The organism is Lysobacter sp. CCNWLW3, from assembly GCF_036697405.1.
GTDB lineage: Bacteria > Pseudomonadota > Gammaproteobacteria > Xanthomonadales > Xanthomonadaceae > Lysobacter.
On sequence record NZ_JBAHWA010000018.1, the window covers coordinates 51,571 to 77,091 of the forward strand.

The 25,521-nt window shown below is 68.1% G+C and carries 26 protein-coding genes; 12 read left to right on the top strand and 14 right to left on the bottom strand.

Annotated features, from left to right (window positions below):
* Positions 1-59: 59 nt before the first annotated feature.
* The 7 genes from V1318_RS18905 to V1318_RS18935 all read left to right on the top strand — a co-directional run bounded on the left by V1318_RS18905 (position 60) and on the right by V1318_RS18935 (position 6,530).
* Positions 60-1,856: a DUF885 family protein gene (locus tag V1318_RS18905; protein WP_332941307.1), complete on the top strand. Its 1,797-nt coding sequence runs from the start codon at positions 60-62 to the stop codon at positions 1,854-1,856.
* Between the two features lie 94 nt (positions 1,857-1,950).
* The gene (locus V1318_RS18910) at positions 1,951-2,460 is read left to right on the top strand and encodes a hypothetical protein (RefSeq protein ID WP_332941308.1); all 510 of its coding nucleotides are present in this window, start codon (positions 1,951-1,953) and stop codon (positions 2,458-2,460) included.
* 638 nt (positions 2,461-3,098) lie between these two features.
* Complete coding sequence (locus tag V1318_RS18915) at positions 3,099-4,475, top strand: alpha/beta hydrolase (protein ID WP_332941309.1); 1,377 nt, start codon at positions 3,099-3,101, stop codon at positions 4,473-4,475.
* A gap of 224 nt (positions 4,476-4,699) precedes the next feature.
* Positions 4,700-5,269, top strand: a complete 570-nt coding sequence (locus tag V1318_RS18920; protein ID WP_332941310.1) for a hypothetical protein — start codon at positions 4,700-4,702, stop codon at positions 5,267-5,269.
* A 70-nt stretch (positions 5,270-5,339) separates the two neighbouring features.
* Positions 5,340-5,786 (top strand): hypothetical protein, encoded by a 447-nt coding sequence (locus V1318_RS18925; protein WP_332941311.1) that lies wholly within the window; start codon positions 5,340-5,342, stop codon positions 5,784-5,786.
* Positions 5,779-6,012, top strand: a complete 234-nt coding sequence (locus V1318_RS18930; RefSeq protein ID WP_332941312.1) for a hypothetical protein — start codon at positions 5,779-5,781, stop codon at positions 6,010-6,012. Before V1318_RS18925 ends, V1318_RS18930 begins: the two co-directional genes overlap by 8 nt.
* A 104-nt stretch (positions 6,013-6,116) precedes the next feature.
* A complete protein-coding gene (locus tag V1318_RS18935) occupies positions 6,117-6,530 on the top strand; it encodes a hypothetical protein (protein WP_332941313.1) in 414 nt (137 codons plus the stop codon).
* Positions 6,531-6,551: 21 nt separating this feature from the next.
* Here the strand turns inward: V1318_RS18935 and V1318_RS18940 are convergent, their stop codons facing one another.
* The 6 genes from V1318_RS18940 to V1318_RS18965 all read right to left on the bottom strand — a co-directional run bounded on the left by V1318_RS18940 (position 6,552) and on the right by V1318_RS18965 (position 11,313).
* The gene (locus tag V1318_RS18940) at positions 6,552-6,827 is read right to left on the bottom strand and encodes a hypothetical protein (RefSeq protein WP_332941314.1); all 276 of its coding nucleotides are present in this window, start codon (positions 6,825-6,827) and stop codon (positions 6,552-6,554) included.
* Positions 6,828-6,881: 54 nt separating this feature from the next.
* The gene (locus V1318_RS18945; RefSeq protein WP_332941315.1) at positions 6,882-7,193 is read right to left on the bottom strand and encodes a hypothetical protein; all 312 of its coding nucleotides are present in this window, start codon (positions 7,191-7,193) and stop codon (positions 6,882-6,884) included.
* 64 nt (positions 7,194-7,257) lie between these two features.
* Complete coding sequence (locus V1318_RS18950; protein WP_332941316.1) at positions 7,258-8,232, bottom strand: peptidoglycan recognition family protein; 975 nt, start codon at positions 8,230-8,232, stop codon at positions 7,258-7,260.
* Between the two features lie 195 nt (positions 8,233-8,427).
* On the bottom strand, positions 8,428-9,756 hold the full coding sequence (gene icd / locus V1318_RS18955) for an NADP-dependent isocitrate dehydrogenase (RefSeq protein ID WP_332941317.1): 1,329 nt from the start codon (positions 9,754-9,756) through the stop codon (positions 8,428-8,430).
* A gap of 238 nt (positions 9,757-9,994) precedes the next feature.
* Positions 9,995-10,348 carry a YkgJ family cysteine cluster protein gene (locus V1318_RS18960; RefSeq protein WP_332941318.1) on the bottom strand — a complete coding sequence of 118 codons (354 nt, stop codon included), beginning with the start codon at positions 10,346-10,348 and terminating at the stop codon, positions 9,995-9,997.
* A 257-nt stretch (positions 10,349-10,605) separates the two neighbouring features.
* Entirely contained in the window at positions 10,606-11,313 is a 708-nt protein-coding gene (locus tag V1318_RS18965; protein ID WP_332941319.1) for a UPF0149 family protein, read from the bottom strand.
* Positions 11,314-11,426: 113 nt separating this feature from the next.
* On the opposite strand from V1318_RS18965, the gene V1318_RS18970 reads away from it, so the two are divergent.
* Positions 11,427-11,807, top strand: a complete 381-nt coding sequence (locus V1318_RS18970) for a YchJ family protein (protein WP_332941320.1) — start codon at positions 11,427-11,429, stop codon at positions 11,805-11,807.
* 108 nt (positions 11,808-11,915) lie between these two features.
* On the opposite strand, the gene V1318_RS18975 is transcribed toward V1318_RS18970, so the two are convergent.
* The 3 genes from V1318_RS18975 to queF all read right to left on the bottom strand — a co-directional run bounded on the left by V1318_RS18975 (position 11,916) and on the right by queF (position 13,711).
* Positions 11,916-12,413 (bottom strand): hypothetical protein, encoded by a 498-nt coding sequence (locus V1318_RS18975; protein WP_332941321.1) that lies wholly within the window; start codon positions 12,411-12,413, stop codon positions 11,916-11,918.
* Between the two features lie 81 nt (positions 12,414-12,494).
* The gene (locus tag V1318_RS18980) at positions 12,495-12,812 is read right to left on the bottom strand and encodes a LysM peptidoglycan-binding domain-containing protein (RefSeq protein WP_091637445.1); all 318 of its coding nucleotides are present in this window, start codon (positions 12,810-12,812) and stop codon (positions 12,495-12,497) included.
* A 92-nt stretch (positions 12,813-12,904) separates the two neighbouring features.
* Positions 12,905-13,711 carry an NADPH-dependent 7-cyano-7-deazaguanine reductase QueF gene (queF, locus tag V1318_RS18985; protein ID WP_332941322.1) on the bottom strand — a complete coding sequence of 269 codons (807 nt, stop codon included), beginning with the start codon at positions 13,709-13,711 and terminating at the stop codon, positions 12,905-12,907.
* Between the two features lie 110 nt (positions 13,712-13,821).
* On the opposite strand from queF, the gene V1318_RS18990 reads away from it, so the two are divergent.
* Complete coding sequence (locus V1318_RS18990; protein WP_332941323.1) at positions 13,822-14,460, top strand: glutathione S-transferase family protein; 639 nt, start codon at positions 13,822-13,824, stop codon at positions 14,458-14,460.
* 238 nt (positions 14,461-14,698) lie between these two features.
* On the opposite strand, the gene V1318_RS18995 is transcribed toward V1318_RS18990, so the two are convergent.
* From V1318_RS18995 to V1318_RS19015, 5 genes are all read right to left on the bottom strand, one after another.
* The gene (locus V1318_RS18995) at positions 14,699-16,015 is read right to left on the bottom strand and encodes a M20 family metallopeptidase (protein WP_332941325.1); all 1,317 of its coding nucleotides are present in this window, start codon (positions 16,013-16,015) and stop codon (positions 14,699-14,701) included.
* A 398-nt stretch (positions 16,016-16,413) separates the two neighbouring features.
* Complete coding sequence (locus V1318_RS19000; RefSeq protein ID WP_332941326.1) at positions 16,414-17,721, bottom strand: amidohydrolase; 1,308 nt, start codon at positions 17,719-17,721, stop codon at positions 16,414-16,416.
* Positions 17,722-18,029: 308 nt separating this feature from the next.
* Positions 18,030-19,022: an aldo/keto reductase gene (locus V1318_RS19005; RefSeq protein ID WP_332941327.1), complete on the bottom strand. Its 993-nt coding sequence runs from the start codon at positions 19,020-19,022 to the stop codon at positions 18,030-18,032.
* A 23-nt stretch (positions 19,023-19,045) separates the two neighbouring features.
* Complete coding sequence (locus V1318_RS19010; protein WP_332941328.1) at positions 19,046-19,360, bottom strand: putative quinol monooxygenase; 315 nt, start codon at positions 19,358-19,360, stop codon at positions 19,046-19,048.
* 35 nt (positions 19,361-19,395) lie between these two features.
* Positions 19,396-20,166, bottom strand: coding sequence for a glucose 1-dehydrogenase (locus V1318_RS19015; RefSeq protein WP_332941329.1), 771 nt, complete (start codon positions 20,164-20,166; stop codon positions 19,396-19,398).
* 104 nt (positions 20,167-20,270) lie between these two features.
* Between V1318_RS19015 and V1318_RS19020 the strand changes: the two genes are divergently transcribed.
* The 3 genes from V1318_RS19020 to V1318_RS19030 all read left to right on the top strand — a co-directional run.
* Positions 20,271-21,164 carry a LysR family transcriptional regulator gene (locus tag V1318_RS19020; protein WP_332941330.1) on the top strand — a complete coding sequence of 298 codons (894 nt, stop codon included), beginning with the start codon at positions 20,271-20,273 and terminating at the stop codon, positions 21,162-21,164.
* 252 nt (positions 21,165-21,416) lie between these two features.
* Positions 21,417-22,763 carry an APC family permease gene (locus V1318_RS19025; protein WP_332941331.1) on the top strand — a complete coding sequence of 449 codons (1,347 nt, stop codon included), beginning with the start codon at positions 21,417-21,419 and terminating at the stop codon, positions 22,761-22,763.
* A gap of 206 nt (positions 22,764-22,969) precedes the next feature.
* Positions 22,970-25,521, top strand: a 2,552-nt coding sequence (locus V1318_RS19030) for a DUF6531 domain-containing protein (protein WP_332941332.1), incomplete at its 3' end; no start/stop codon positions are given.

Sequence of the window (25,521 nt, forward strand, 5' to 3'; positions counted from 1 at the left end):
ACCGTATCGATGCGCGTCCTCGTGTCCCGCCCGCATCCGCCTACGCCGAGAGTCCACGCATGATCGTTCGCCTATTGGGTCCGTCCTTGTTGCTCGCCGTGCTGTCGCTGGCGGGCGTAGCGCCGGCCGGCGCCGCCGAAGCCAGCGCCGCCGCCGCCGCGCCCAACGAGGCCACGCGCCGCCTGCGCGAGCTGTACGACGCCGAGTGGCGCTGGCGCCAGCAGGAATTCGTGCGCGTGCGCGAACCCGACGGCCGCTGGGAAGACGGCGACCGCATGCCCAGCGTCACCCCGCAGGCCTGGCAGCGTCGCATCGCTTACTGGGAAAAGGCCCTGGCCGAGCTCGACGCGCTGCCGCAGGCGCAGTTGTCGGACGAGGAGCGCATCAACGCCGCGGTGTTTCGCACCTCGGTGGCGATCGAACTCAACAACGCGCGCTACCGCACCTTCGAGGCGCCGTTCAACAGCGACACCTTCTTCTGGGGCGGGCTCAATCCGCGTCGTCCTTATCAGAAGGCCGAGGAATACCGCCGCCTGCTCGGCCGTCTGCACGACCTGCCGCGCTACTTCGACGAGAACATCGCCAACATGCGCGCCGGCCTGGCGCGCGGCTACAGCGTGCCGCGCGTCGCGGTCGAAGGCCGCGACCGCACCATCGAGCCCTATGCCAAGACCGGCGCCGACAATCCGTTCTCGGCCACCTTCGCCGCGATTCCCGCGCACCTGGGCGAGGAGACGCGGCGCGCTTTGCAGGCCGAGGGCGAGCGCGCGATCCGCGACGAGGTCGCGCCGGCCTACGCCAAGCTGTTGCGCTTCATGCGCGAGGAATACCTGCCGCGCACGCGCACCAGCACCGCCGCGAGCGAGCTGCCCGACGGCAAGGCCTTCTACCGCAGCCAGATTCTCGAATACACCACCACCGAGCTGACCCCGGCGCAGATCCACGAGATCGGCAAGCAGGAGGTCGCGCGCATCTCGGCCGAGATGCGCGAGGTGATGCGCAAGGCCGGCTTCAAGGGCAGCTTCGAGGAGTTCCTGGCGTTCCTGCGCAGCGATCCGCAGTTCTACGCCAAGACTCCGCGCGAACTATTGTCGTACTCGGCCTACGTGACCAAGAAGGTCGACGGCCGCCTCGAAGACCTGTTCACCCAGCTGCCGCGCAAGCGCTTCGCGATCCTGCCGGTGCCGGACGACATCGCGCCGATCTACACCTCCGGGCGCGGCGGCCTGGATTCGTGCCTGATGAACACCTACGACCTGCCGTCGCGGCCGCTGTACACCCTGGCCGCGCTGACCCTGCACGAATGCGTGCCCGGCCATAGCCACCAGGCGGCGATGGCGCTGGAAGCGCCGGACCGCCCGGACTTCCGCCGCCAGACCTATTTCTCCGGCTACGGCGAGGGCTGGGGCCTGTACACCGAATGGCTGGGCATCGAGCTGGGCGTGTACGAAACGCCGTACGAGGACTTCGGCCGCCTGAGCTTCGAGATGTGGCGCGCGGCGCGCCTGGTCATCGACACCGGCCTGCACGAATACGGCTGGAGCCGCCAGCAGGCGATCGATTATCTATCCCAGCACACCGCGCTGGCGCCGCACGACATCCGCACCGAGGTCGATCGCTACATCAGCTGGCCCGGCCAGGCCCTGGCCTACTACCTGGGCTACCGCAGCATCCGACAGCTGCGCAGCGAAGCCGAGAGCCAGTTGGGCACGCGCTTCGAAGAAGCCAAATTCCACGACGCGCTGTTGAACCTGGGCTCGGTGCCGCTGCCGGTGCTGGAGCGCGAGATGCGCCGCTTCGTCGCCGACCGCCAGGCCGCGACGGACGCCGCGTCGCCGGCCGCCGCGTCGCGCTGATCGGCGTGGGCGGGTCACCGTTCTTCGGCCAAGGCCGGAGGACGGCCGCGGGTATGCCATGCTGCGCGCCGACGCGAGACGGGGAACGCACGCCATGAGTCAGCACCGATACTTCCGCCGCGCGCTGCGGTGGATCGCCGCGGCCGCGATCGCGTTGGCGATCGTGCCCGCACTGGCGGCACCGCCCGCCGCGCCGGCCTGGGTGGAGGAGGGCGCCAGCGACGCCGCCGCCGAGCGGGTTTACACCGGCCAGGTCGGCACGCGCGCGGTCACCTTGTACCTGGTCGACGAGCCCGCGCCCTGCGGCGGCGATCAGCGCACGGTGCGCGCGATCTATCGCTACGACGGTGTGTCGAAGTGGTTGCTGCTGCGCGCCACCCGCGACCGCCGTCACCTGAGCCTGGTCGAATCCGTGCCAGGCGCCGGCATCACCGGCGCGATGCTGCTGCATGCCGACGGCGACCGCCTCGAAGGCCGCTGGCTCAGTCCCGACGGCGAGCGCCTGTTGCCGGTGAGCCTGCGCGCGCGCCGCGCCCCGGCCGCCGAACTGACGCGCTACGGCGATGCCCTGGAGCAGGCGGAACACGATCACGACGATTGCTGATCCGGCGCGCGCCGTCGCCGCTCGCGATCGCGGCTCCCAAAGCTGCCGACGCGGGGTAGGAGCGGCGTAAGCTGCGACCCCGCCATCGCAGTACCGCACCCGCTCCATACGCATTCCGCGGGCGGCATGAGCCAGGCCGGGACGCGGCAAGGACCGAAGTCCGATCGAACGCCGGCTGTCCGGGAACAGGACGGTTCGGAGATGTTCCGGTGGTGCGGACGACGCCCGCCGGGCTTTGTCGATAGCGGCGACGCCTCCCGCCGATGTCAGCGCCTTCCGGCATCGGGCCGTTCCATCCGGCGCAACAGCAGTGGCCGGTCCGCGGGGTCGTAGCCTCGGGCCGGCCCTGCACCTTCCAGGCGCGATGCGGTGCGGCCGGTGCATCTGCCAACCGGCCCGGCGTCGCGTCCCGGCCCTCCTCTCCTCTGCGAGCGCTTCTGCCGTAGCATGCCTGCCTGCGGGCGAGCATCGGCGCCGCGGCGACGGATCGCCCGATCCCGGTACGCCGCGCGCGGTCTATGATCGTCTTGCGCATTACTTGTGGCTAAGGTGCAGAAAAAACTGCAACCCAACTGCACGCTATTGCATCGATCCTGTGGATACCACCCCGGCGCCGCACGCCGACCACCGAGAAGCCCATGCCGTACAGCCGAATTCCGCGCTCCCTGCTGCCGCTGCTGCTGCTGATCAGCCCGGCCGCGTTCGCCTCCAACGCCACCGACACCACCAGCTGCCATGCCGGCGCCTACCGTCTGGACGACGGCAGCATCGTCGACGTGGCCAACGCCGACAAAGGCGCCCTGCGCTGGCGCCTGATCGACGGCCGCACCGGCCGCATCAGCGAGCGCGACGGCCAGTGGACCGGCACTCTGGGCTGGACCGACCGCCCCGATAATGTGCGCGTGAGCTTCGGCGGCTGCGGCCAGGGCAAGATCGCCTTCGACGGCAAGAACGGCCGCAAGCTGCAGTTCGACATCACCGAGACCCGCTTCGAAGGCAACGACGTCAACCTGCGTGGGCGCCTGGTGCTGCCGCGCGGCACCGGCCCGGTGCCGATCATCGTCACCGTGCACGGCTCGGAGGACTACTCCGGCGTCAACCGCTACCACGTGCAGAACCTGTTCCCGGCCAACGGCGTGGGCGTGTTCGTCTACGACAAGCGCGGCACCGGCGAATCCGGCGGCAAGTACACCCAGGACTTCTACCTGCTGTCCGACGACGCCAAGGCCGCGCTGCGCGAGGCCAAGCGCCTGGCCGGCAAGCGCGCCGGCCGCATCGGCTTTTCGGGCGGCAGCCAGGCCGGCTGGATCGCGCCGCTGGCCGCCAGCAAGACCCCGGAAGCGGCCTTCGTCGCGGTCGGCTACGGCATGGCGATCAGCCCCCTGGGCGAGGACGCCGGCCAGGTCGCGCTGGATCTGCGCAACGCCGGCTACGGCGACGACGTGGTGGCCAAGGCGCGCGAAGTCACCGACGCCACCGGCACCATCGTCGCCTCGCACGGCAAGGACGGCTGGGACGCGCTGACCGTGGCGCGCAACAAGTACGGGCAGGAGAAGTGGTGGGGCGCGATGAAGGGCGAGTACACCGGCCTGGTCGTCTCGCACACGCCGCAGCAGCTCAAGGCGATGGAGCCCGAGCTGGACAAGGGCACCAGCTGGGATTACGACCCGATGCCGGTGCTGCGCGAACTCAAGGTACCGCAGCTGTGGATGCTGGCCGGCGCCGACCGCGAAGCGCCGCCGGAGGAAACCCGCCAGCGCCTGCAGTCGGTGGCCGCCGAAGGCCGCCCGTTGACCCTGGTGGTGTTCCCCGAAACCGACCACGGCATCCTCAAGTTCGAAACCGACGCCAAAGGCGAACGCACCGAGACCCGAATCGCCGACGGCTACTTCCGCATGCAGCTGGACTGGATCAAGACCGGCAAGCTCGGTCGCGGCCCGTACGGCGATGCGCAGGTGTTGACGGGTGGGGCGCCTGCGGCCGCGCCCGCCGCCGCGCCGGCGAAGGCGAAGTAAACGTGGGGCGCCGATCCGCAGGATGCTGCGGATCGAGCGCGTGGCAACGGGGGCGCCCGCTAACTTAGGTGCGCCGTTACGCTGACCCGTAGGATGCGCTGCCAAGCGCATCTTCGCAGCCACATTTGACAGCGACGATGCGGTTCGCCTGTCGGCTCACCGCATCCTACGATCGTAGCCGCAAACATGTCGTTCGGCGGCCATCCGCGCTGCTACGATGGCTTATGAGCTTCAAACGCACCGCGATTCTCCTGGTCACACTGGCTTGGGCTCAAGGCCAGGCCCACGCCCAATCTTGTGACGAGCGCCAGCTGCAACCGCTGCTGGAGCGCTTCGCTATCGCCACCAGCCTGCCGCTCGCCGACTGCGTTCGTGAAATCGAAGGCGCGGGCGGCGACGCGTTCTGGCAGGGCGAGTGCCGACGCATCGATGAATCGCCGAACGCGGGCATGCTGCGCGAACACGCGCGTCGCATGTCGATCAAGTTCGCGGAAGTACAAACCAACGAAGCCGGCGCGACCGCCGTGATCGTGAACCTGCACGGGCCCGACGTCCTGGCCTTCAACGAGGCCATGGAACGGCGCAAGCGATGCGACGCGCGCGATCCCGCTAGCCAGGATGCGGCCGCAACCTCGGACGCGGCCTGCGGCGCCTGGTCCTGGGCCGACATCCCGGTGATCGATCGCCATGGTGCGATCCTGTTGGCGTGCAAGCGCGGAGCGTGGGCTTTCGTCAGCCCGGATGCGGCGCCGAACGAACGAAAGCCGTCTGCAGCCCCTCGTCGCAAGGACTGAATCCTGCCTCGCAGCTCGAAGCCACTAGGCACTGATTCGGCCGCAGTTGACTCAATATCCAGGAGTTCACATGGCGAATCTGTTCAAGGCGAATGTCGGATTCTCGGCCGGATGGACTTCTGCGATGGCGGTGTCCCTGGTCACCTCCGTCGTACTGTTCCCCCATCATGTCGAGCAGCCCGAGCTCTACGGTCTTTCTTATCTGGCGATAGAAGGTGCGTTGAAAGGAGCCGGATTGCCGTTAGTCATACTTTGGTTGATCAGCTTTCTGCGGCGTCCAGTATCCGCCCACACGGGATTCTTGATTTCGGCGGTTGTGGCACTGCCGCTGGTTTCGTGGAAGCTGTGGATTGTCTGGGATCACTATGGCGCGTTTCCAGACTGGCTGCCTCAGAAGCAACTGCTCATTCTGCTGCCGACCGCCCTGGTCGCGGGCTACGTGTTCGGCATCGTCGCAAACAGGGTGACGCCCGGCGCTTCGATCGACGCCATGGAGCCGAAGCCGAATCATGACTGAAGCCATTCCACATCACCCCGACATGGACGCCGCGGAAATCTTGCGCCTATACGCCACGGGGCAGCGACTGCCCTGCCGCTATTGCAAGGTCGAGCTCAAGAGCATTCCTGAGCAGCTCGCTTCTGGAGAATGGCCGATCCACTTGACCTGTCCCAACAATCCAAATCACATATCCCTGCACGCCGATCCGGCGCGAGGTCGCGCGCCAGTTCGGCCGGACAAGTAGGACGCGGCGCCAACCGAATCGTCGTGCAAGCGCCACGAGCCGCCGGAACCAGGGACTGAGCAGCATGAACAGACCAAGCGCTGCGGCCGACCGGACATGAACGAATGAAACTGCGCATCGTCAAATGCTGGCAGGACGACGACGGGATGGTGGAACTGGAGTTGCATGCCACGACGCCGGACCATTCGACCCGATTCTGTTTCTATACCTATCCCGACCGACTGCTGCGCTTCGCGCATGAGCTGGTCGATTTCAGCGGCGCGCGAGCGGATCGGCCCTGCTTCGAAGAGGGATCGCAGGAAGAAGGCAGCTCCTACTGGATATCCTTACAGGCGCTGGCGTTCAACGACCGAGGACATTCGCTGCTGCGGCTATCGACCATGCGCAGAGGCGAGCTCTTGGAGCAGGCTGCTTGTAGCTACTCCGGTGAGGTCGAGGTGGCCGCTATCAATCGCCTAGGCGCGACGCTCGTCGCGTGGACCGAAGCCGGTACCGGCGATTTTCTCTTCGATCCCTAAGGCGACCCAGGCGATCCCCGTCTAAAAATTAACCAACTCCATCTCATCCGGATCCAACGCCAGACTGTGGCTGTAGACATGGTCGGCCGACTGCGGAAATTCGGCTTCGATCCAGGCCGCGCCCCACTCGTCGATCTCGTCAATCGGCTGGATCGTACCGACCAGCGACTGCAGGCGCGCGAACTCGTTGGCGGGAATCTGACGCTGCAGCCATTCCGCGATCTTAAGGACGCGCACCCGCGAGCCGACTTTTACCGGCCGCCCATGAATATCCACCGGCGGCGCGATTACGCTCACGGCCGAGATTCCTGACTCGATGCGTCAGTGGCGCCTATCGATCGCGGTACCGGTTCAAGGATTGTTGCCATCGGGCATCATCAACACCAACGATTCGCATGCCTTCGCATCGCAGCCCCACTTGCGCACGGTATCGCCGCGCGTCCAGGTCGCGGTGGATGCGCCGTTGATCTCGAACTCCCAATCCTGGCCGCCCGCGTGCAGGCTGCCCTTGATCGAGCAGGGCACCCAGTAATAGGCATCGTGGGTGCCGTCCGGGTACTCGCGGCTGGCGACGAAGAAGTTCGCGACCTGCTGCTTGCTCAGGTTCCAGGCCTTGCAGGTCGGTTCGAGATTGGCGTCCTTGCCGGACGCGGCGTCGAACACCGCGCGATCGACGCGAGTGACGACGATCGCGTTGTCGGGGCCCTGCGCGGTGGCGGGCTTGGACTCAGCGGCTGGGCCCGGATGGCTGCACGACGGGAGCAGGGGGAGTGCGATTGCCAGGCACATACAGATCCGCGCCTTCGCCCAGGGTCTTGTACGAGATGGCATCGTGTTTGTAGACGTCTTTGTCATTGAGCCCGTACTCCTTCTGCAGCATGCCCACCAGCTTGTTGATCGACGCGGTCTGCTCGGGCGTCGGCGCGTCCCAGGTCTTGGTCTTGCTGTTGTAGCTGCCGACCACCTCGATGCCGACGCTGTCGGAATTCATCGGGAAACGCTCGGGGTAGGGCTTGGCTTTCTCGTGGTCGTGGATGGCCTTGGGGTTCCAGCCGGTCTTGTCGAAGAAGGCTTTCTCTTCCTTCGAGCAATTACCTTCCTCCACGCAGCGGCCGCGGATCTTGCCCACGTGCTGGGTCTGCTGGTTGAGGCTGGCGGTCTGGTAGATCGTGCCGTCCTTGTCGATCAGGAAATGCGTGCCGGTGCCGGTCTTGAACGAATTCAAGGCGCCTTGCGCGGTCGAGCCCTCGGTGCGGTGCATGACCACCGCGTTGACGTCCTTGAGCGCGCCCTTCTCCAGCGCCGGGATCGACTGCTTGGTGATGCCCGGATCGACCAGGTAACCGTCCTTGCCGACCTGCGGGGTGTGCGCGTAGGCGCTCAAGGTCTGCGCGGCGTCGGTCTTGGCCATCGCGGTGGGCACGCTGACCCAGGGTTGGGCGTCGGGCGGCGTGCCCGCGCCCTTCATCGCGAACACCGAGGGCACGGCGGCGTCGGGCTTGCCGACCACGATGCGGTCGAAGTCGCCCATCTGCGGATTGCGCTTGAGCTGGTCGTACAGCCCCGCGGCCACGTTGCGGGATTCGGCGTCGTTCCACTGCCCGGTGGCTTTCACGCCGTCGAACACTTTCTGATAACGGTCGTGATCGGGGTGGGACGCGTCGTACGGATAGACGGGAGTGGGCTGGACCGGGTCGGCCATCGGAAATCCTTTCCTATACGGGGTGCGAGGCGAGCTCGTCGCGTGCACGCTGCCAGCTTTCGGCGGGCCTATCAAGTGAGCGCCGCTCGGGCTCCGGTTTTCACCTGCCTGAACGCGTGCCGGGTTCGCTGCTTCGACCAAAAACAAAGGGCGCCGAGGCGCCCTTTGTCATACCGCGATGCAAACGTCGCCGCCTCAGAGATGCTTGATGATCTCGTCGGCGAACTCCGAGCACTTCACCTCGGTCGCGCCGTCCATCAGACGGGCGAAATCGTAGGTCACGCGCTTGCTGGCGATGGCCTTGTCCATCGCCGCGATGATCGCGTCGGCGGCTTCGGCCCAACCCATGTAGCGCAGCATCATCTCGCCCGACAGGATCACCGAACCCGGGTTGACCTTGTCGAGGTCGGCGTACTTCGGCGCGGTGCCGTGGGTCGCCTCGAACACGGCGTGGCCGGTCACGTAGTTGATGTTGGCGCCCGGCGCGATGCCGATGCCGCCGACCTGCGCGGCGAGCGCGTCGGACAAATAGTCGCCGTTGAGGTTGAGCGTGGCCGACACGTCGTATTCCTTCGGACGCAGCAGGATCTGCTGCAGGAAGGCGTCGGCGATCGCGTCCTTGATGACCAGGCCCGCGCCCGGCTTGCCTTCCGGAATCACGTGCCATGGACCGCCGTCGAGCTCGACCGCGCCGAAGAAGTCGCGCGCCACCTGGTAGCCCCAATCACGGAAGCCACCTTCGGTGTACTTCATGATGTTGCCCTTGTGGACCAGGGTCACCGACTTGCGCTTGTTCTCGATGGCGTAGGCGATCGCGCTGTGGACCAGGCGCTCGGTGCCCAGGCGGCTGACCGGCTTGATGCCCAGGCCGACTTCGACCGGCAGCTCGCGCGCCGGGGCGCCGATGGCTTCCAGTTCCTTCAACCAGGCGCCGTTCTTGTCGGCGGTGCCGAAACGGATCTTGTCGAAGGCCTGCGGAAATTCCTTCTGCAGGAAGTCCAGCACCTTCTGCGCATCATTGCTGCCGCCGGCCCATTCGATGCCGGCGTAGATGTCCTCGGTGTTCTCGCGGAAGATCACCATGTCGACGTCGCCCGGCTTCTTCACCGGCGAGGGCACGCCCTCGAACCAGCGCACCGGGCGCAGGCAGACGTACAGGTCCAGCATCTGGCGCAGCGCGACGTTGAGCGAGCGGATGCCGCCGCCGACCGGCGTGGTCAGCGGGCCCTTGATGCTGACCAGGTAATCGCGGCAGGCCTGCACGGTGCCGTCGGGCAACCAGGTGCCGTAGGTGTTGTTGGCCTTCTCGCCGGCATAGACCTCGAGCCACTCGATCTTCTTGGCGCCGCCGTAGGCCTTGGCCACGGCCGCGTCGAGCACGCGCACGGACGCGCGCCAGATGTCCGGGCCGGTGCCGTCGCCTTCGATGAAGGGGATGATCGGGCGATCCGGCACATTCAGGCCGGTCGGGGTCTTGGTGATCTTGGCGCCGCCTGCGGGCGGCGTCGCTACGAACTCGGTCATTACGATCTCCAGTGGGGCCAGTCCCGTGCGCGGGCGCAGGGGCGAAGCAGGGTTCTGGCGGGTCGCGGTGGCGCTGCGATCCGGCCCGCCATTGTCGCGGTTCGGGCCGGGCGTGGCAAAGGCCGACAGGGCATTTAGGGCCGTACGCGCTGGAATGATGCATTCCGCGGCGCCGGCGGCCATGTTGCTCTCCGCGGCGCGACGTCGTTGCCGGTATCGGCTCGTGGGGCTGGGCGCTTCAGCTACCCGAAACCCAAGCCTCCGGCTGCAGCGGCGCCAGGCCGTGCGCCGCGCGCGCCTTATCGCATTGCGGGCTGGGTTCGCCGTATTCCCAGGACGCCTGCAGTTCGCGGCACGGCGAGGGGCGTTGTGCGTAGATGCCGCAGTGCGCGGCCGTGCCGATGTCGCCTTTCAGCGCGATGCAGTGTATGGCGCCGCCACCGTAGGTGCCGCGCATCGCGACGCGGTGTGCGTCCAGAGTCTCGGTCAGTTCGGCGGGCGTGCCGCCGGGCGCGAACGCGTCGGTTTCGCTCCAGTGCAGGGCGACGCGGTAGTGGGCGCAGCAGGCGCCGCAGCTGAGGCAGGGGTGCATGGCGAAGGCGCGGAGTGTGGCGGAATGGAAGAGGGCAAAACGGAATAGGGCGTAGCGGGTTGAGGTGTGGCGGAATAGAAGCGAAGCGGAATGCGGAATAGGGCGGAGATGTGCGGGCGCCGTCGTTCTGCTTTGGCTCGTCATTCCCGTCTTCGCGGGAATGACGTCGAAAGCTGAGGCGACTACAACGCGGGTGCACTCTTTCGCACCTCTCGATCGTCATTCACGCCTGTGCAGGAACTAACGTCAAAACCCAATCAAGCCCCGCAGCACTTCTTGTACTTCTTCCCGCTCCCGCAAGGACACGCGTCGTTGCGCTCCGGCGTATCGGCGCGGCGCAGCGGTTCGCGCGGGGTCAGGGCTTCGATGCGATGGTGGTGCAGGTCGGCCAGCATGCCCGGCAGGCCGGAGACGATCTCCAGGCGCTCGCGGTAGCTGATCGGCGTGCCTGGGGCTTCCGGGTCTTCGCCCAGCACTTCGCCGCTGGCGAGGCGGTCGAACAACACGAAGATCTCGTCGATCCATTCGTTCTCGTCCAGCCAGGTCTCCCATGCGGTTTCGCGCAGCTCGACGCCGCGGAAGAAACCGAAGGCCCAGTCGCGGCCGACGTCGAGATCGTCGCCCTGGTCGACTTCCACGTCCTCGGGCAGCCACAGCAGCGGCGCGAGGTGGTCGGGCAGATCGTCGTCGCCGTGGCGCACGCGCGCGGCGGCCATGTTCCAGTGGCCCTGCAGCAGCGCTTCGATCTGGGCCGCTTCGGCCTCGTCGCTCCAGCGCGGCGGGGTGCCGCCCCAGACCACGGGCTGCCATTCGCTGGCGGGCACGGCCTCGGGCGCGACCACCAGCGCCGACAGGAAGCCGTCCAGCGCCTCCAGGTTGAAACCCTTGAACGGAACGGCGCGTTGGTCGAGCAGGTCGGCGAGGCGTTCGATCTGGGCGTCGTCGAGGTAGGCGGGCGGTTTCATGGCAGGTCGCGCAGCGGGTTCGGGACGCGCATGGTAGTCGCAGCGGCGTGCGCTCGCCGAGAATTCGCCTCCCGGCGGTCGATTCGCCGCCTGCCCCCTTCCGGAAACCGCCCATGTCCGCCTGCCCCTGCGACCCCGCCCGCCCCTACGCCGCCTGCTGCGGGCCGCTGCACGCGGGCGCCGTGGCCGCCGACCCGCAGGCGCTGATGCGCTCGCGCTACAGCGCCTACGCGCTGGGCCTGCGCGACTACGTGCTGGCGACCTGGCACCCGAGCACGCGCCCGCCCGCGCTGGAGCTGGACCCGGCGGCCACCCGTTGGCTGGGCCTGGAGGTGAAGCGCCACCGCGCCGACGGCGAGGACGCGGCCACGGTCGAGTTCGTCGCCCGTTACCGGGTCGGCGGCGGCTCGGCGGTGCGCCTGCGCGAGGTCAGCCGCTTCCTGCGCGAGGACGGCCGCTGGTACTACCTGGACGGCGAGTTCCCGGGCGGTTGAGCGCCGGGTCGCGGGCAGGGAGCCGCCTGCGAAAATCGCGGACAAAAAAAGGGCGCGGTCCTCTTGGAACCGCGCCCGGGCTTGCCCGCCCATCAGGCGGGGAGAGAGTTATTTGACTTCGAATTCCTTCGACTGGACCACGGCGCCGTCCAGCGTCACGTCGACCTTGTACTTGCCGGTCGGGAAGCCCTTCGGGCTGTTGATGCTGAAGTTGGTCACGCCGGGGCCCATCAGCTGCGCGTCGGCGCTGTCGTCCTTCACGGTCTGGCCGTCCTGGAAGGTCCACTTCGCGCCCAGCTTCGCCGGCACGGTCGCGGCCGGGTCGGAGGTGTTGGTGGAGATCGCGACGTAGATCGTGTCCTTGGGCTTGAACGTGGTCGCCGGCGCGGTGACCTTCTTGTCGGCGCCCACGGCGCTGCCCAGGTCGACGCTGGCGACGGACGCGGTGGCGGCGACCGGCGCCGGCGCAGGGGTCGGTGCGACCGGCTCGGCGGCCGGCGGCGGGGTCGCGGCTACGGGCTCTTCCTTCTTCTTGCAGCCGGCCAGGGCCAGCGAGGCCACCAGAGCAGCGGCCAGAGCGTAGTGCATGCGGTTACGGATCATCATGGTGTTTCTCCTGGAATAGGTGCGAACAAGCATTCGAACGCGCCCGGAACGAGTGGCTCCCGGCGGTTCCGGTCGTTGGGATCAATCGTTGATCGCGGGGATCTTCAGCACCTGGCCGGGCTTGATCTTGTCGGGATCGTCGAGCTGGTCGCGATTGGCTTCGAAGATCGCGTTCCACTTGTTCGCCTTGCCGTAGAACTGCTTGGCGATGTGCGACAGCGTGTCGCCCTTTTCCACCGTGTAGGTCTGGTCCGTGGGCGCCGTCGACGACGTGATGTCTTCGGTGGAGCTGACCGAGGATTGGACGTCGCTGAAGTCGGCCCGCTGGGTGACCTGCTCGGTGCTATCGACGCTGCTTTGCACGTCGGAGAAATCGGCTTTCTTGTCCGGGGTAGTCATGGGTTTACGTGCTCCTGCCGAATTGGCGGAAGCACGATGACACGGCAGTTGTTAAAAAGATATTGCGTCCATGTGAACGTCCGCAGCCGTCCTTATTGACGTTCGTCGCGGTGTGCCACCGGGCGCAAGAAACCTGCGGTCGCACGCCAGGGATTGATGTCCAGGCCGCCGCGGCGGGTGTAGCGCGCCTCCACCGACAGGGCCTGCGGCGAGGCCAGACGCAGCAGGTCGGCGAAGATGCGTTCCACGCATTGCTCATGGAACTCGGCGTGGTCGCGGAACGAAACCAGGTAGCGCAGCAGGCCGGCGCGGTCCAGGCGCGGGCCGCGGTAGGCGATGTCCACGCGCGCCCAGTCGGGCTGGCCGGTGACCGGACAGTTGGACTTCAGCAGGCCGCAGCTCAGGGTCTCCTCGACGACCATGGCCGGGTCGACGGCCAGGTGGGCGGCGTTGGGCGGGCCGTAGTCGTCGATGGCGACGTCCAGTTCGTCCAGCGACTCGCCCGCGCTCTCGCGCATCGGCGGCAGGCCGAAGGCGACCTCGACCGGCGCGCCGGCGCAACGGCCCAGATCGTCGCCGATGCGCGCGCGCACCTCTTCGGCGCTGCCGAAGCGCGAGGCGTTGTAGGAGTTGAGGTAGAGCTTGAGCGACTTGGATTCGACCAGGTTCGGCGAATCGGCCGGCACGGTCAGGGTCGCGGTGGCCATGCAGGGCTTGCCGCGCCGGTCCAGCCAGCTCAGTTCGTAGGCGTGCCAGCGGTCCAGGCCGACGAAGGGCAGGGCCTGGTCGGACAGGCCGATATGCGAGCGGCCGAGCGCGCGCGCGATCGGGAACAGCAGCGAGGGGTCGTACTCGCGCGGGTAGTCGACGTGGCGGCCGAGGGGGAGTTCTTGGGTCATGCGCGCATTTTACCCGCTTGCCGCGCAGCGCCCCGTCGCCGCCGCAAGAATCGGATATCGCGCCCGCCCGGCGCCGCCGAGACTGTCCGCATCGCCCCCGGAACCGCACCATGCTCACCCTCTACGACTACCTGCCCTCGCAGAACGCCTGGAAGATCCGCCAACTGCTGCAGCACCTGCAGCGGCCCTATCGCAGCCGCATCGTCAGCATCTTCGAAGGCGAGGGCCGCCGCGACGACTACCGCCGCATCAACCCGACCGGCGCGGTGCCGGCGATCGAGCTGGAGGACGGGCGCGTGCTGGCCGAGTCCAACGCCATCCTCGACTATCTGGCGCAGGGCACGCCCTACCTGCCCGGCGACGCGTTCGCGCAGGCCAAGGTGCGGCAGTGGCTGTCGTTCGAGCAGCAATACGTGGAAATGAGCATAGGCTCGCTGCGCTACTGGACCCTGACCGGCAAGCTGCCGCAGCGGCATCCGGCCCTGATCGAGGCCAAGCGCGGCGCATCACTCAGGGCGCTGGGGATACTGGAGTCGGAATTCGCGCAGCGCCCGTTCGCGGCCGGCGAGGACTACAGCATCGCCGACATTGCCTTGTACGCCTATGCCAGCCGCGCCGAGGACGCGGGCATCGAGCTGACGCCGTACCCGCAGTTCCGCGCCTGGATCGCGCGCGTGCAGGCGCAGCCGGGGCACTTGGCGCAACGGTATGCGTACGACATCGATCCGTATTCGGGGAATGAGTTGTGAGGTGCGGCGCGACAGCGGCGAAGCTTCGCTGTGGCCTCTTTCGCTGTTCCCTTCTTCTGCCGCTACTTCCTTCTCCCGCCCGCGGGAGAAGGTGCCCGCAGGGCGGATGAGGGCAGAAGAGGTCGGCGTCACGTACTCGCGTCGGCCCTCGCCCCAACCCCTCTCCCGCCAGCGGGAGAGGGGCTAAAGCACGCGCAGGCGGCGGCGTACCACTACCGCAGCGCGAACGCGGCTGTCCTCAACCCTTAGGCTGATGCAAATAATCCAAGGTCACCTGCAACAGGGCGCGCAGCCCCAGATCCAGCGACGACTCGTCGAGCTTGAACTGCGGCGAATGATTGCTGGGCGCCGTCACCGGGTCCACGCCCTTCTCGGTCGCGCCGACGAAGAAAAACATCGCCGGCACTTCCTTGGCGTAGTAGGAGAAATCCTCCGCGCCCATTTGCAGCGAGGGCTCCACCACGTTGGCGTCGCCGGCCACCGCCTTGAGGCTGGGCAGCATGCGCGCGGTCAGGGCCGGGTCGTTGTAGGTGACCGGGTTGCCCTCGCTGTCGGGCACCGCCGACACCGCGGTCGCGCCGTGCGCGGCGCTGACGTGGTCGGCGACGTTCTTCAGGTCGGCGAAGATCTTCGCGCGCATGCCCTCGTCGAAGGTGCGGATGGTGCCGACCATTTCGACTTCGTCGGGAATGATGTTGTAGCGGATGCCGCCCTTGATCGCGCCGAAGGTCACCACCGCCGGCAGCTTGGCGATGTCGGTGCGGCGGCTGACGATGGTCTGGGCGCTGCCGATCACGTCGGCCGCGGCGACGATCGGGTCGATGCCGCCCCAGGGCCGCGAGCCGTGGGTCTGGCGGCCTTTGATCTTGATGCTGAAACGGTCCGAGGCCGCCATCAGCGGGCCCTGGCGCACGCCGATCTGGCCGGCCTGCAGGGTCGAGAACACGTGCAGGCCGAACATGGCGTCGGGCTTGAAGTCCTTGAACAGCCCTTCCTTGAGCATCAGCGAGGCGCCGCCTTCCTCGTTGCCGGGCGCGCCTTCCTCGGAGGGCTGGAACACCAGCATCACCTGGCCCGGCAGTTCGTCCTTCATCGCCACCAGCGCGTCGGCGACGCCCAGCAGGATGCCGGTGTGGGCGTCGTGGCCGCAGGCGTGCATCACGCCGGTGGTCTGGCCGTTGAACTGGGTGGTGACCTTGGACGCGAACGGCAACTCGACCTGCTCGGTCACCGGCAGCGCGTCCATGTCGGCGCGCAGCGCGACCTTGGGCCCGGGCTTGCCGCCCTGGATGATCGCGACCACGCCGTGGCGGGCGATGCCCACGCGCGGCTTCAGGCCCAGCGCGCGCAGGTGCTCGGCGACCTTGGCCGCGGTGCGCTCCTCGCGATTGGACAGCTCGGGGTGCTGGTGGAAGTCGCGCCGCCAGGCCACCACCTGGTCCTTTACCTTGGCCGCCGCGGCCTGCACTTCCGGGCGTTCGGCCGATTGCGCGGCGGCGGCCAGCGGTAGGGCGAGCAGGGCGCAGCTCAGCGCGACGGACAGCGGACGCTTCATCGACGGACTCCGGAAGGAAAGACCCGATCCTAGCCCAAGCCCCGCGCCGGGAACTGCCCGACCTTGGTCGATTCGCGCTGGCGGTCCAAGGTCGCCGGCAGTCCTGTCCACCTACGCCACCCCCCTGTGGGAGCGGCGTGAGCCGCGATTACGCAGGCTCGGGCCCCAACGCGGTCCTCGTGCGGTTCGCGATCGCGGCTCACGCCGCTCCCACAGCAAGCCCCGGTAGGAGCGGTGTCCGATGGGGAATCCTTCGGTCGCGAGCCACCAGCCGCCACCGCTTCCTGTAGGAGCGGCGCGAGCCGCGACCGCGCCACTACGTCTGCGTCGTGGGCTGCGCAGCCGATCGAGGATTGGCGGTCGCGGCTCGCGCCGCTCCTACCCCAAAGTCGAGCGAATCAGCCCTGCGGCGCGCCGCCCAGGTAATCCAGCGTCAGTTGCAGCATCGCCCGGGTGCCGACATCCAGCGCGCCCTCGTCCAGCATGAATTGCGGCGAATGATTGATCGGCGCCTTGGCCGGGTCCACGCCCTTGGCGGTGGAACCGACGAAGAAATACACGCCCGGCACGGTGTTGGCGAATTGCGAGAAGTCCTCCGCCACCGTCACCATCGGCATCTCGACCACCTTGTCCGCACCGACCGCGCGCTGCAGCGAGGGACGCACACGCTGCGTCAGAGCCGGGTCGTTGATCGTGGCCGGCGCGTTGTTGACCACGGTGAGCTCGGCGCTGGCGCCGCTGGCATGGGCCAGGTCTTCGGCGGTGCGGCGCAAGCGCGCGATCACGTCCTCGCGCACGCCCGCGTCGAAGGTGCGCAGGGTGCCGACCAGCTTGGCCTCGTCGGGGATGATGTTGAAGCGCACGCCGCTGTTGAACTGGCCCGCGGTCAGTACCACCGGCGTCGCGGCGATGTTGACCTGGCGCGCGATCATGCTCTGCGAGGCCAGCAGGATCTGCGCGCCGACGGTGATCGGATCGACGCCGTCCCAGGGCCGCGAGCCGTGGGTCTGCTTGCCGCGCACGGTCAGGCTCCACTCGTCGGCGCTGGCCAGCGACGGGCCGGCGCGCACGCCGATGCTGCCCACCGGCAGCCCCGCCCATACGTGCAGGCCGAACACCGCCTCGGGCTTGAAGTCGCGAAACACGCCCTGTTCCAGCATCAGCGCGGCGCCGAACGGCTCGCCCGGATTCGGCGGACCTTCCTCGGACGGCTGGAACACGAACATCACCTCGCCCGGCAGGCTGGCCTGCTGCGCCGCCAGCGCGGTCGCCACGCCCAGCAGGATCGCCACGTGCGCGTCGTGCCCGCAGGCGTGCATCACCCCGACCGGCTGACCGCGGTAGGTGGTGGTGACCTTGGACGCGAACGCCAGGCCGGCGGGTTCGGTCACCGGCAGCGCGTCCATGTCGGCGCGGATCGCGATGCGCGGGCCCGGACGCCCGCCCTTGAGCACCGCCACCACGCCGGTGTGGGCGATGCCGGTCTTGGGCTCCAGCCCGATCCGGCGCAACTGGTCGGCGATCAGCTTGGCGGTGCGCACTTCGTTGTTGCCCAGCTCGGGGTGCTGGTGCAGGTCGCGGCGCCAGCCGACCACCTCGGCCTGGACCGCGCGCGCGGCGCGGTCGAGTTCGGGCGGCGGCGCGGTTTGCGCGGCGGCGGTCGTCGCGAACAGGGTGCTGGCGATCAGGAGGGCGGGCAGGCGCATGCGGGGCAGGGATCCGTGGGCAGGGGCCCGATGCTAGACCAGGCGCGAGCGGCGCCGCAGCACGATCGGTGATGGCGACCCTACCATCGAACATGGGCATGGCCGCCAGCCGGATACCCGCGCCGGTCGCCGCGGTTCGCGATCTCGGCCTGCGCCGCTCCTGCCCCAACGGCGTGCGATGGCGGGGATGCGAGCGAATGCGGGCGCTCGCTGCCTTCTGTGGGAGCGGCCTGCACCGCTCCTACGAAGCGGTGATTGCCGACGAAGCCGCCGCCGCTATGGGCGGCGGCTTCGCGACGGGCGATACCTCAACGGCCGACCATCGCCAGTCCGACCTGCGAATAGCGCTCGCCCGCGACCGCCTCCGGCGCGAACGCCGCATCCAGCGCGGCCAGATCCTGCGCATCCAGGCGTACGTTCAGGGCGCCGAAGTTGTCTTCCAGATACTTACGGCGCTTGGTGCCCGGGATCGGCACCAGGTGCTCGCCTTGCGCCAGCACCCAGGCCAGCGCCAGTTGCGCCGGCGTGCAGCCCTTGCCGGCCGCCAGCGTCTTCACCGTCTGCGCCAGCGCCAGATTGCGGTCGAAATTCTCGCCCTGGAAGCGCGGCGTCTGCAGGCGGAAGTCGTCGCTGCGCAGATCGGCGGCGGAGGCGATCTGCCCGGTCAGGAATCCGCGGCCGAGCGGGCTGTAGGGCACGAAGCCGATGCCCAGGCGCGCGCAGGTCGCCAGCACGCCGTTGCGCTCGACGTCGCGCGTCCACAGCGAGTACTCGCTCTGCAGGGCGGCGATCGGATGCACCGCATGCGCGCGCTCCAGCGTGGCCGCCGAGGCTTCCGACAGGCCCAGGTAGCGCACCTTGCCCTGCGCGACCAGTTCGGCCATGGCGCCGACGGTGTCCTCGATCGGCACGTTCGGATCGACGCGGTGCAGGTAGTACAGATCCAGATGGTCGGTGCCCAGCCGCTGCAGACTGCCGTCGATGCTGGCGCGCACGTACTCGGGGCGTCCGTTCACGCCGCGCAGCTCGGGGCGTTCGGGGTCCATCAGGATGCCGAATTTGCTGGCCAGGAAGACCTGGTCGCGACGCCCTTGCAGGGCGCGTTGGAGCAGGCGCTCGTTGGTGTGCGGGCCGTAGACGTCGGCGGTGTCGAGGAAGTTCACGCCCAGGTCGAGCGCGCGGTGCACGGTGGCGATGGCCTCGTCTTCGTCGGCGGGGCCGTAGGCGAAGCTCATGCCCATGCAGCCCAGGCCGAGCGCGGAAACGGCGGGCCCCTGCGGGCCGAGAGTGCGGGTGTTCATGCGGTGCTCCTTGGGGGAAGGAATCAGGCGGCCGGCAAGGCCGTGGCGAAGTAGCGTAGGCGCACCGGCTCGGACAGCAGCTGCGGCGTGCGTGCGAAGAAGTCGCGCAGATAAGGCATGGCCATGTGCGCGTCGAGCGCGGCGCGCGAACGCCAATGCTCGTAGATCAACATCAGGTCGGTGTCGTCGCTGGAGCGGTGCAGGCGATAGCCCTCGCAACCGGCCTCGCTCAGGGTCGGCGCGATCAGCGCCTGCAGTTCGCGTTGCAGGGCATCGCCCAGGCCGGGCTTGGCCTGGAGTTCGGCGATCAGGGTGAAGGCGGAGGTATCCGGGTTCATGGCGGCGTCCTTGGACGATAACGAGACGGCAGCGATCACTGCGCGACGTAGCCGCCGTCCATGACCAGGCCCTGGCCGCTGAAGAAGCTGGCGCGTTCGGAGGCCAGGAACAGCGCGGCGCCCGCGACTTCCTCGGCGCTGCCGCTGCGGCCGGCGACGGTGGCCTTGGCGAAGGCCTGCTTGCTGGCCTCGTCGCCCCATACGCGGTCCTGGAACGGGGTGTCGATGATGCCGGGCAGCACCGCGTTGATGCGGATGCCGCGCGGGTAGTACTCCAGCGCCGCGGTCTTGGTCAGGCCCATCACCGCGTGCTTGCTGGCGACGTACACCGCCGCGGTCTGGAAGCCGATCAGCGCGCCGATCGAGGCGTTGTTGACGATCGCGCCGCCGCCGCTTTTCAGCATCGCCGCGATCTGGTGCTTCATGCTCCAGAACACGCTGCGCACGTTGGTGTTCATCACCAGGTCGTAGTTGGCCTCGTCCTGGTCCAGGAACGGCGAGAAGCGGCCGTCGGTGCCGGCGTTGTTGAAGGCGACGTCGAGCCGGCCGTATTCGGCGACCGCGGTCTCGACCAGGCGGCGGATGTCGTCCTCGCGGGTGACGTCGGCCTGCAGGAAGCGGGCGCGGCCGCCGTCGGCGCGGATCGCGGCCGCCACCGCCTCGCCCTCGGCGACGCGGCGCGCGGCGGCCAGCACGATCGCGCCCTCGCGGGCGAAGGCGGCGGCGCTGGCCGCGCCGATGCCGGAGGACGCGCCGGTGACCAGCACGACCTTGTCGCGCAATCCGAAACCAGTGGGGGTGTTCATCGAGTGCTCTCCAGTAAGGGTTGAACCGTGGAAGCGACTCTAGGACTGGCCGACTGCGCGAAAAATAGGGATTATCCGAACGTGTTCTGAAGGAGTGCTTCATAATGGCCGCGCACCCGCTCCCCGCCGTGATCGCCTTCGCACGCGTCGCCCGGCTCGGCAGCTTCACCCGCGCCGCGGCCGAGCTGGAGGTGTCGCCCTCGGCCTTGTCCCAGACCGTGCGCACCCTGGAAGAGCGCCTGGGCGTGCGCCTGCTCAACCGCACCACCCGCCGGGTCGGCCTGACCGAGCACGGCGCGCGCTTCCTGGCCCAGGTCGCGCCGGGGCTGGAGCAGATCGACGCCGCCTTCGACGACCTCGATGCGGTCCGCGACCGGCCCACCGGGCGCCTGCGCATCAACGCCGGCCGGATCGCGGTGCGCAGCCTGGTCGAGCCGCGCCTGCCCGAATTCCTGGCGCGCTACCCGGACGTGCAGGTCGAAGTGTTCGCCGACGACACCCTGGCCGATCTGGTCGCCGGCGGCTTCGACGCCGGCATCCGCCTGGGCGAATGCCTGGCGCGCGACATGGTGGCCCAGCCCCTGGGCGGGCCGCAGCGCACCATCGTGGTCGGCTCGCCCGGTTACTACGCCCGCCACGGCCGGCCCGAGGTGCCCGAAGACCTGATCCATCACGATTGCATCCGCCAGCGCCTGCCCGGCAGCGGCCGCATGCAGCCTTGGGAGTTCAGCCGCGACGGCCAGGACTTCGAGATCGACGTCCGCGGCCGCCTGATCTTCAACGACAGTTCGCTGGCGCGCGGCCCGGCCCTGGCCGGGCTGGGCTTGGCCCAGCTGTTCGAGACCATGGTGGCGCAGGACGTCGCCGCCGGACGCCTGCTGCCGGTGCTGGACGCCTATACCCCGCCGTTCCCCGGCTTCTACATCTATTACCCGGCACGCCGGCAGCTGGCCCCGAAGCTGCGCGCCTTCGTCGAATTCATGTGCCAGGGCCTCTGATCCAAAACGCGAAAGCGATGCCGGTTATCTGAGTGAAACCCCGGATTTATGTGCCGCCCGGGCGGAGCTAGGGTGTGCGCGTCCCCCGCCCGCGCAGTCGCGGAGTAAGTCGCGATCCACGCCGTCACGCATCGCGCCGTGGCGATACTTGCCGAACGCGGATCGCGGCTTACTCCGCCGCTGCGGGGCCCGCGGCCTCGCCTTTGCGCGCTGGCCATGCGAGGCTGCGACGCAGTCTCTCCGGGGCCCGCCATGAGCACAGCCGCCACGCCCGTTGACGGGCCCGTACCCGCACCGTCGGCCGGGCTGCAAGGCGACGCCGCGCTGGTGCGCGCGCTGGGGCCGTTCCAGCTCGGCGCCTCGATCATCAACATCATCGTCGGCGCCGGCATCTTCATGTTGCCGGCGCTGCTGTCCTCGCGCCTGGCCGGCGCCGCGCCCCTGGCTTTCATCGCCGGCGCGATCGCGATCGTGCCGATCGCGATGTGCTTCTCCGCCGTCGGCAGCCGCGCCGCCGCCACCGGCGGCCCCTACACCTATGTCGGCGCCGCCTACGGCCCCTTCGCCGGCTTCATCGCCGGCGCCCTGATGTGGATCTGCAACACCGCCTCCAGCGCCGGCGTCGCCGCCGCGCTGGCCGGCCAGGTCGCGCAGGCCTGGCCGCCGTTCGCGCAAGCGCTGCCGCGCGCGCTGCTGATCCTGGGCGTGTACGCGGCCTTGTTCGCGCTCAATGCCTTCGGCGTGCGCCTGGGCGCGCGCATGATCGTGCTGCTGGCCACGCTCAAGCTCACGCCGCTGTTCCTGCTGGCTTCGCTCGGCCTGCTGTTCGTCGACTGGCAGTACGTGGCCTGGAGCGGCATCGGTTCCTGGAGCGCGATGGGCAGCGCGATGGTGCTGGTGGTGTTCGCCTACTCCGGCATGGAAACCGCGCTGGTGCCGACCGGCGAAGTGCGCGACCCTTCGCGTCACGTGCCACGCGCGACCCTGTCGGCGATCGCGATCGTGGTGCTGCTGTACATCGGCCTGCAAGTGGTCTGCCAGGGCACGCTGGGCACCGCGTTGCCCGCCAGCGGCGCCCCGATCGCCGACGCCGCCGGCGCGATCTGGGCGCCGGGCCGCGCGCTGCTGCTGATCACCGCCTGTGTATCGATGACCGGCTTCCTGATGGGCAACCTGTTCGCGTCCTCGCGCCTGCTGTTCGCGCTGGGCCGCGACGGCTACCTGCCGCACGCCTACGGCCGCGTCGACGCCAAACATCGCGTCCCGCGCCTGGCGCTGTTCACCCACGCCGGCGTCGGCGCCGCGCTGGCGTTGGGCGGCAGCTTCGAATCCCTGGCCCTGATCTCCGGCGGCGCGATCTGCCTGGTCTTCGCCGCCGTCTCCATCGCCGCCTGGCGCGCCCAACGCATCGACCTGCGCGAACGCGGCGAACCCTTCGTGCTGCCCGGCGGCGTGCTGGTGCCGGCGATCGCGGTGCTGACGATGGTGGCGATCCTAGCGACGATGAGCTTGCGGGAGTGGGCGGCGATCGGGGCGTCGTTGGCGATCCTGGTGCTGGTGTATGCCATGTTGCGTGCCTGGCGTGCGCGTGCGGGCTGAGTCCGCTCATTCAGATTTCGCCGTCGCTCGCGCCCGCGCAATATGATCGCCATCACGTTCCGCATCGCGAGTTCGTCGCCAATCGCTTGATCGGGATTGGCGGTTCGGCTTTCGTCATGAAAAGTGCCGCGCACTGTCTTGATTGCTGAGACTGACCTTCGTGATGATGCCCGCTACAACCAGTCGCGGGCGCCAGGGAAGGTCATATGAGCACGAGCGGAAAGAACGTAGTCCTGTGGCTGGTGTTCCTGGTGTCCATGGCATTGCCGGGCGTGTCCCGGGCAGCGGACCAGTACTGCGCCACACGTTACGTGCCCGATCAGCAAAGCCAGTGCTTCAAGACACTGGGCGAGGCCGAGGCCTACATCCGCACCGAGCCGTCGCCGGCCGTCGGCAATGCGCAGCTGGTGCGGGTCAGCGAAAAGCAGAGCGGCGACGGGCAGCTTTTGCTGCAATACAACCTCCCGGATACCGCGGCCACTTTGGAGGGCGACTATTACTCGGCATTCGTCCCCGATGGCCACAAACGAGGTTGCTGGGAAAACTCCGGCGGCACCGGCAGAGGCTGCGATACCGAGGAGCAGCTGAAAACCGACATCCTGACCCACTATCCCTACGACGAGGGTGGCTGGAACGGGGACTACGCGGGAAGCTACTTGCTTACCGATCCTTCCGGTTGGGGCAGCTGGAACACGGATGGGCGATACGCGATCGTTGCACGCAACCCCTCGCGTACCGGGCAACGAGCGCTCGAACTGGTGCGAGCCGGCACTGGCTCGCAGAACAACCTCCCCATCATTCGTAACGACTGGTTCATTTGTCCGCAGTTTTACGTGGCGCAAACGGCGTTCAGTAGCGAGGTGCCGGTCTGGTCCAAGGTCTGCCGCAGTTATGCTCAGGGCCAGATCGTGGTCTATCGGGCGGCACAGTGCAGTAAGTGCCCCAAGGACGGTAATCCCCTGGTCGCCGCGACCGGCAACAAGGAATACAACGAGGAAGATTTTTCCTGGGAAGGCCAGCCCTTCCGTCGCTCGTACAATTCCAGTAACGACCTGGCGTTGCACTCAGGTATGGGCAACAACTGGGCGCACTCCTACTCCGACCGCTTGAACATGGTCAGTGGAGAGCCGGACAGCTGGCGCCAGAGCGACGGCTACTATGAAATCCTGTACAAGCTCGACGCGTCGAACTTCGTTTCCCGGACTTCGTCCGCTACGGCGGTGTACCGCGAGCCTGATCCGCTGACCTACGCGCGCTGGCGCGTTACGACCGGACCTGGCCAGGTTCGCTGGTTCGATGAATCCGGCCGCATGAAGTACAGCCGCAGCGGCGACCGCGTGTTCTCCTACGAGTACTGCGAAGCCTCCGGCGTCGCGTTGGGCCAGTGCCCAGTCGAGGGCTTGTTGCTGAAGGTGCGCAGTCCCTCCGGCCGTACCTTGAGCTTCAGCTACACCGCCACTCCCACCGGCGGCGCCGAAGGCTCGCCGCCGCGCATCACCGGCATCTCCGCCGACGGCGTGGCCGTTGCGGCCTACACCTACGACAGCCTTGGCCGCCTGAAGTACGCCAGCCACGGCGCACCGTCCGCCATGGACAGCCGAGAATACCTCTACGCGGAAACCACCAAACTATGTCGGGACGCGGCGGGCACGGTCATTCCGGGTTGCGACCCCCAGTTCTTCGCCAACTACCTGACCGGCGTGCTCGACGAGTACGGCGCGCGCTATGCCACCTACACCTACGACGACCGCGGCCGCGCCACCCTCAGCGAGCACGCGGGCGGAACCGGTCGTGTGACGGTCGAGTACCAGGCCGACGGCAAGTCCAAGGTGACGCTGCCGGAGGGCGCCACCAAGACCTATTCCTACTTGTCGCACAACACAGGGAAGGTGCCGAGCCACGCCACTCTTGAGACCACCGACGGTTCGATCGGGCATACCACGCACGCGAACTACAGCAACGATCGTCTGAACTGGTTCATCAATGCCAACGGCTCGCGTACGACCTACCTGTACACGAACTGGCGCCAGACCAGCCGCAAGGAAGGTCTGGACTTCTGGGGCGGCCAGCTTCCGACCATGCGTGAAATCCAGACCGACTGGAACGCACCCTGGGCCGCACCGACCGAGACACGCACGTATAACGCATCCAACGTTCTGGTTGCGAAGTCCGCGTGGACTTACAACAGTCGTGGTCAAGCGCTGACTTCGACGGCGACCGATCCGGCGACACCGGCCAACACGCGCACGTCGACGACCGCCTACTGCGAAGCCGCTGACGTCACGGCGGGTTCTTGTCCGCTGCTGGGTCTGGTGACCTCGATCAACGGCCCACGTACCGACGTTGCCGACACTACCCAGTTCACCTACTACGCCAGCGACGACGCCACTTGCGCCAGCGCACCAGCCACCTGTCCGCACCGCAAGGGCGACCTGTGGAAGGTCACGAACGCGCTGGGTCAGGTCGTGGAGACCTTGGCTTACGACGGCGCCGGTCGTCCGCTGTCGGTCAAAGACGCCAACGGCGTCGTCACCGACATGGAGTACCACCCGCGCGGCTGGCTCACCGCCGGTAAGGTCCGCGGCCCCAACGCCGGCAGCGAAACCGACGACGCGATCACCCGCTACGAATACACGCCCACCGGCCTGGTCAGCAAGATCACCCAGCCCGACGGCAGCTACACCACCTTCGGCTACGACGCCGCGCACCGCCTGACCACCGTCACCGACGGCGCCGGCAACCAGATCGTCTACACCCT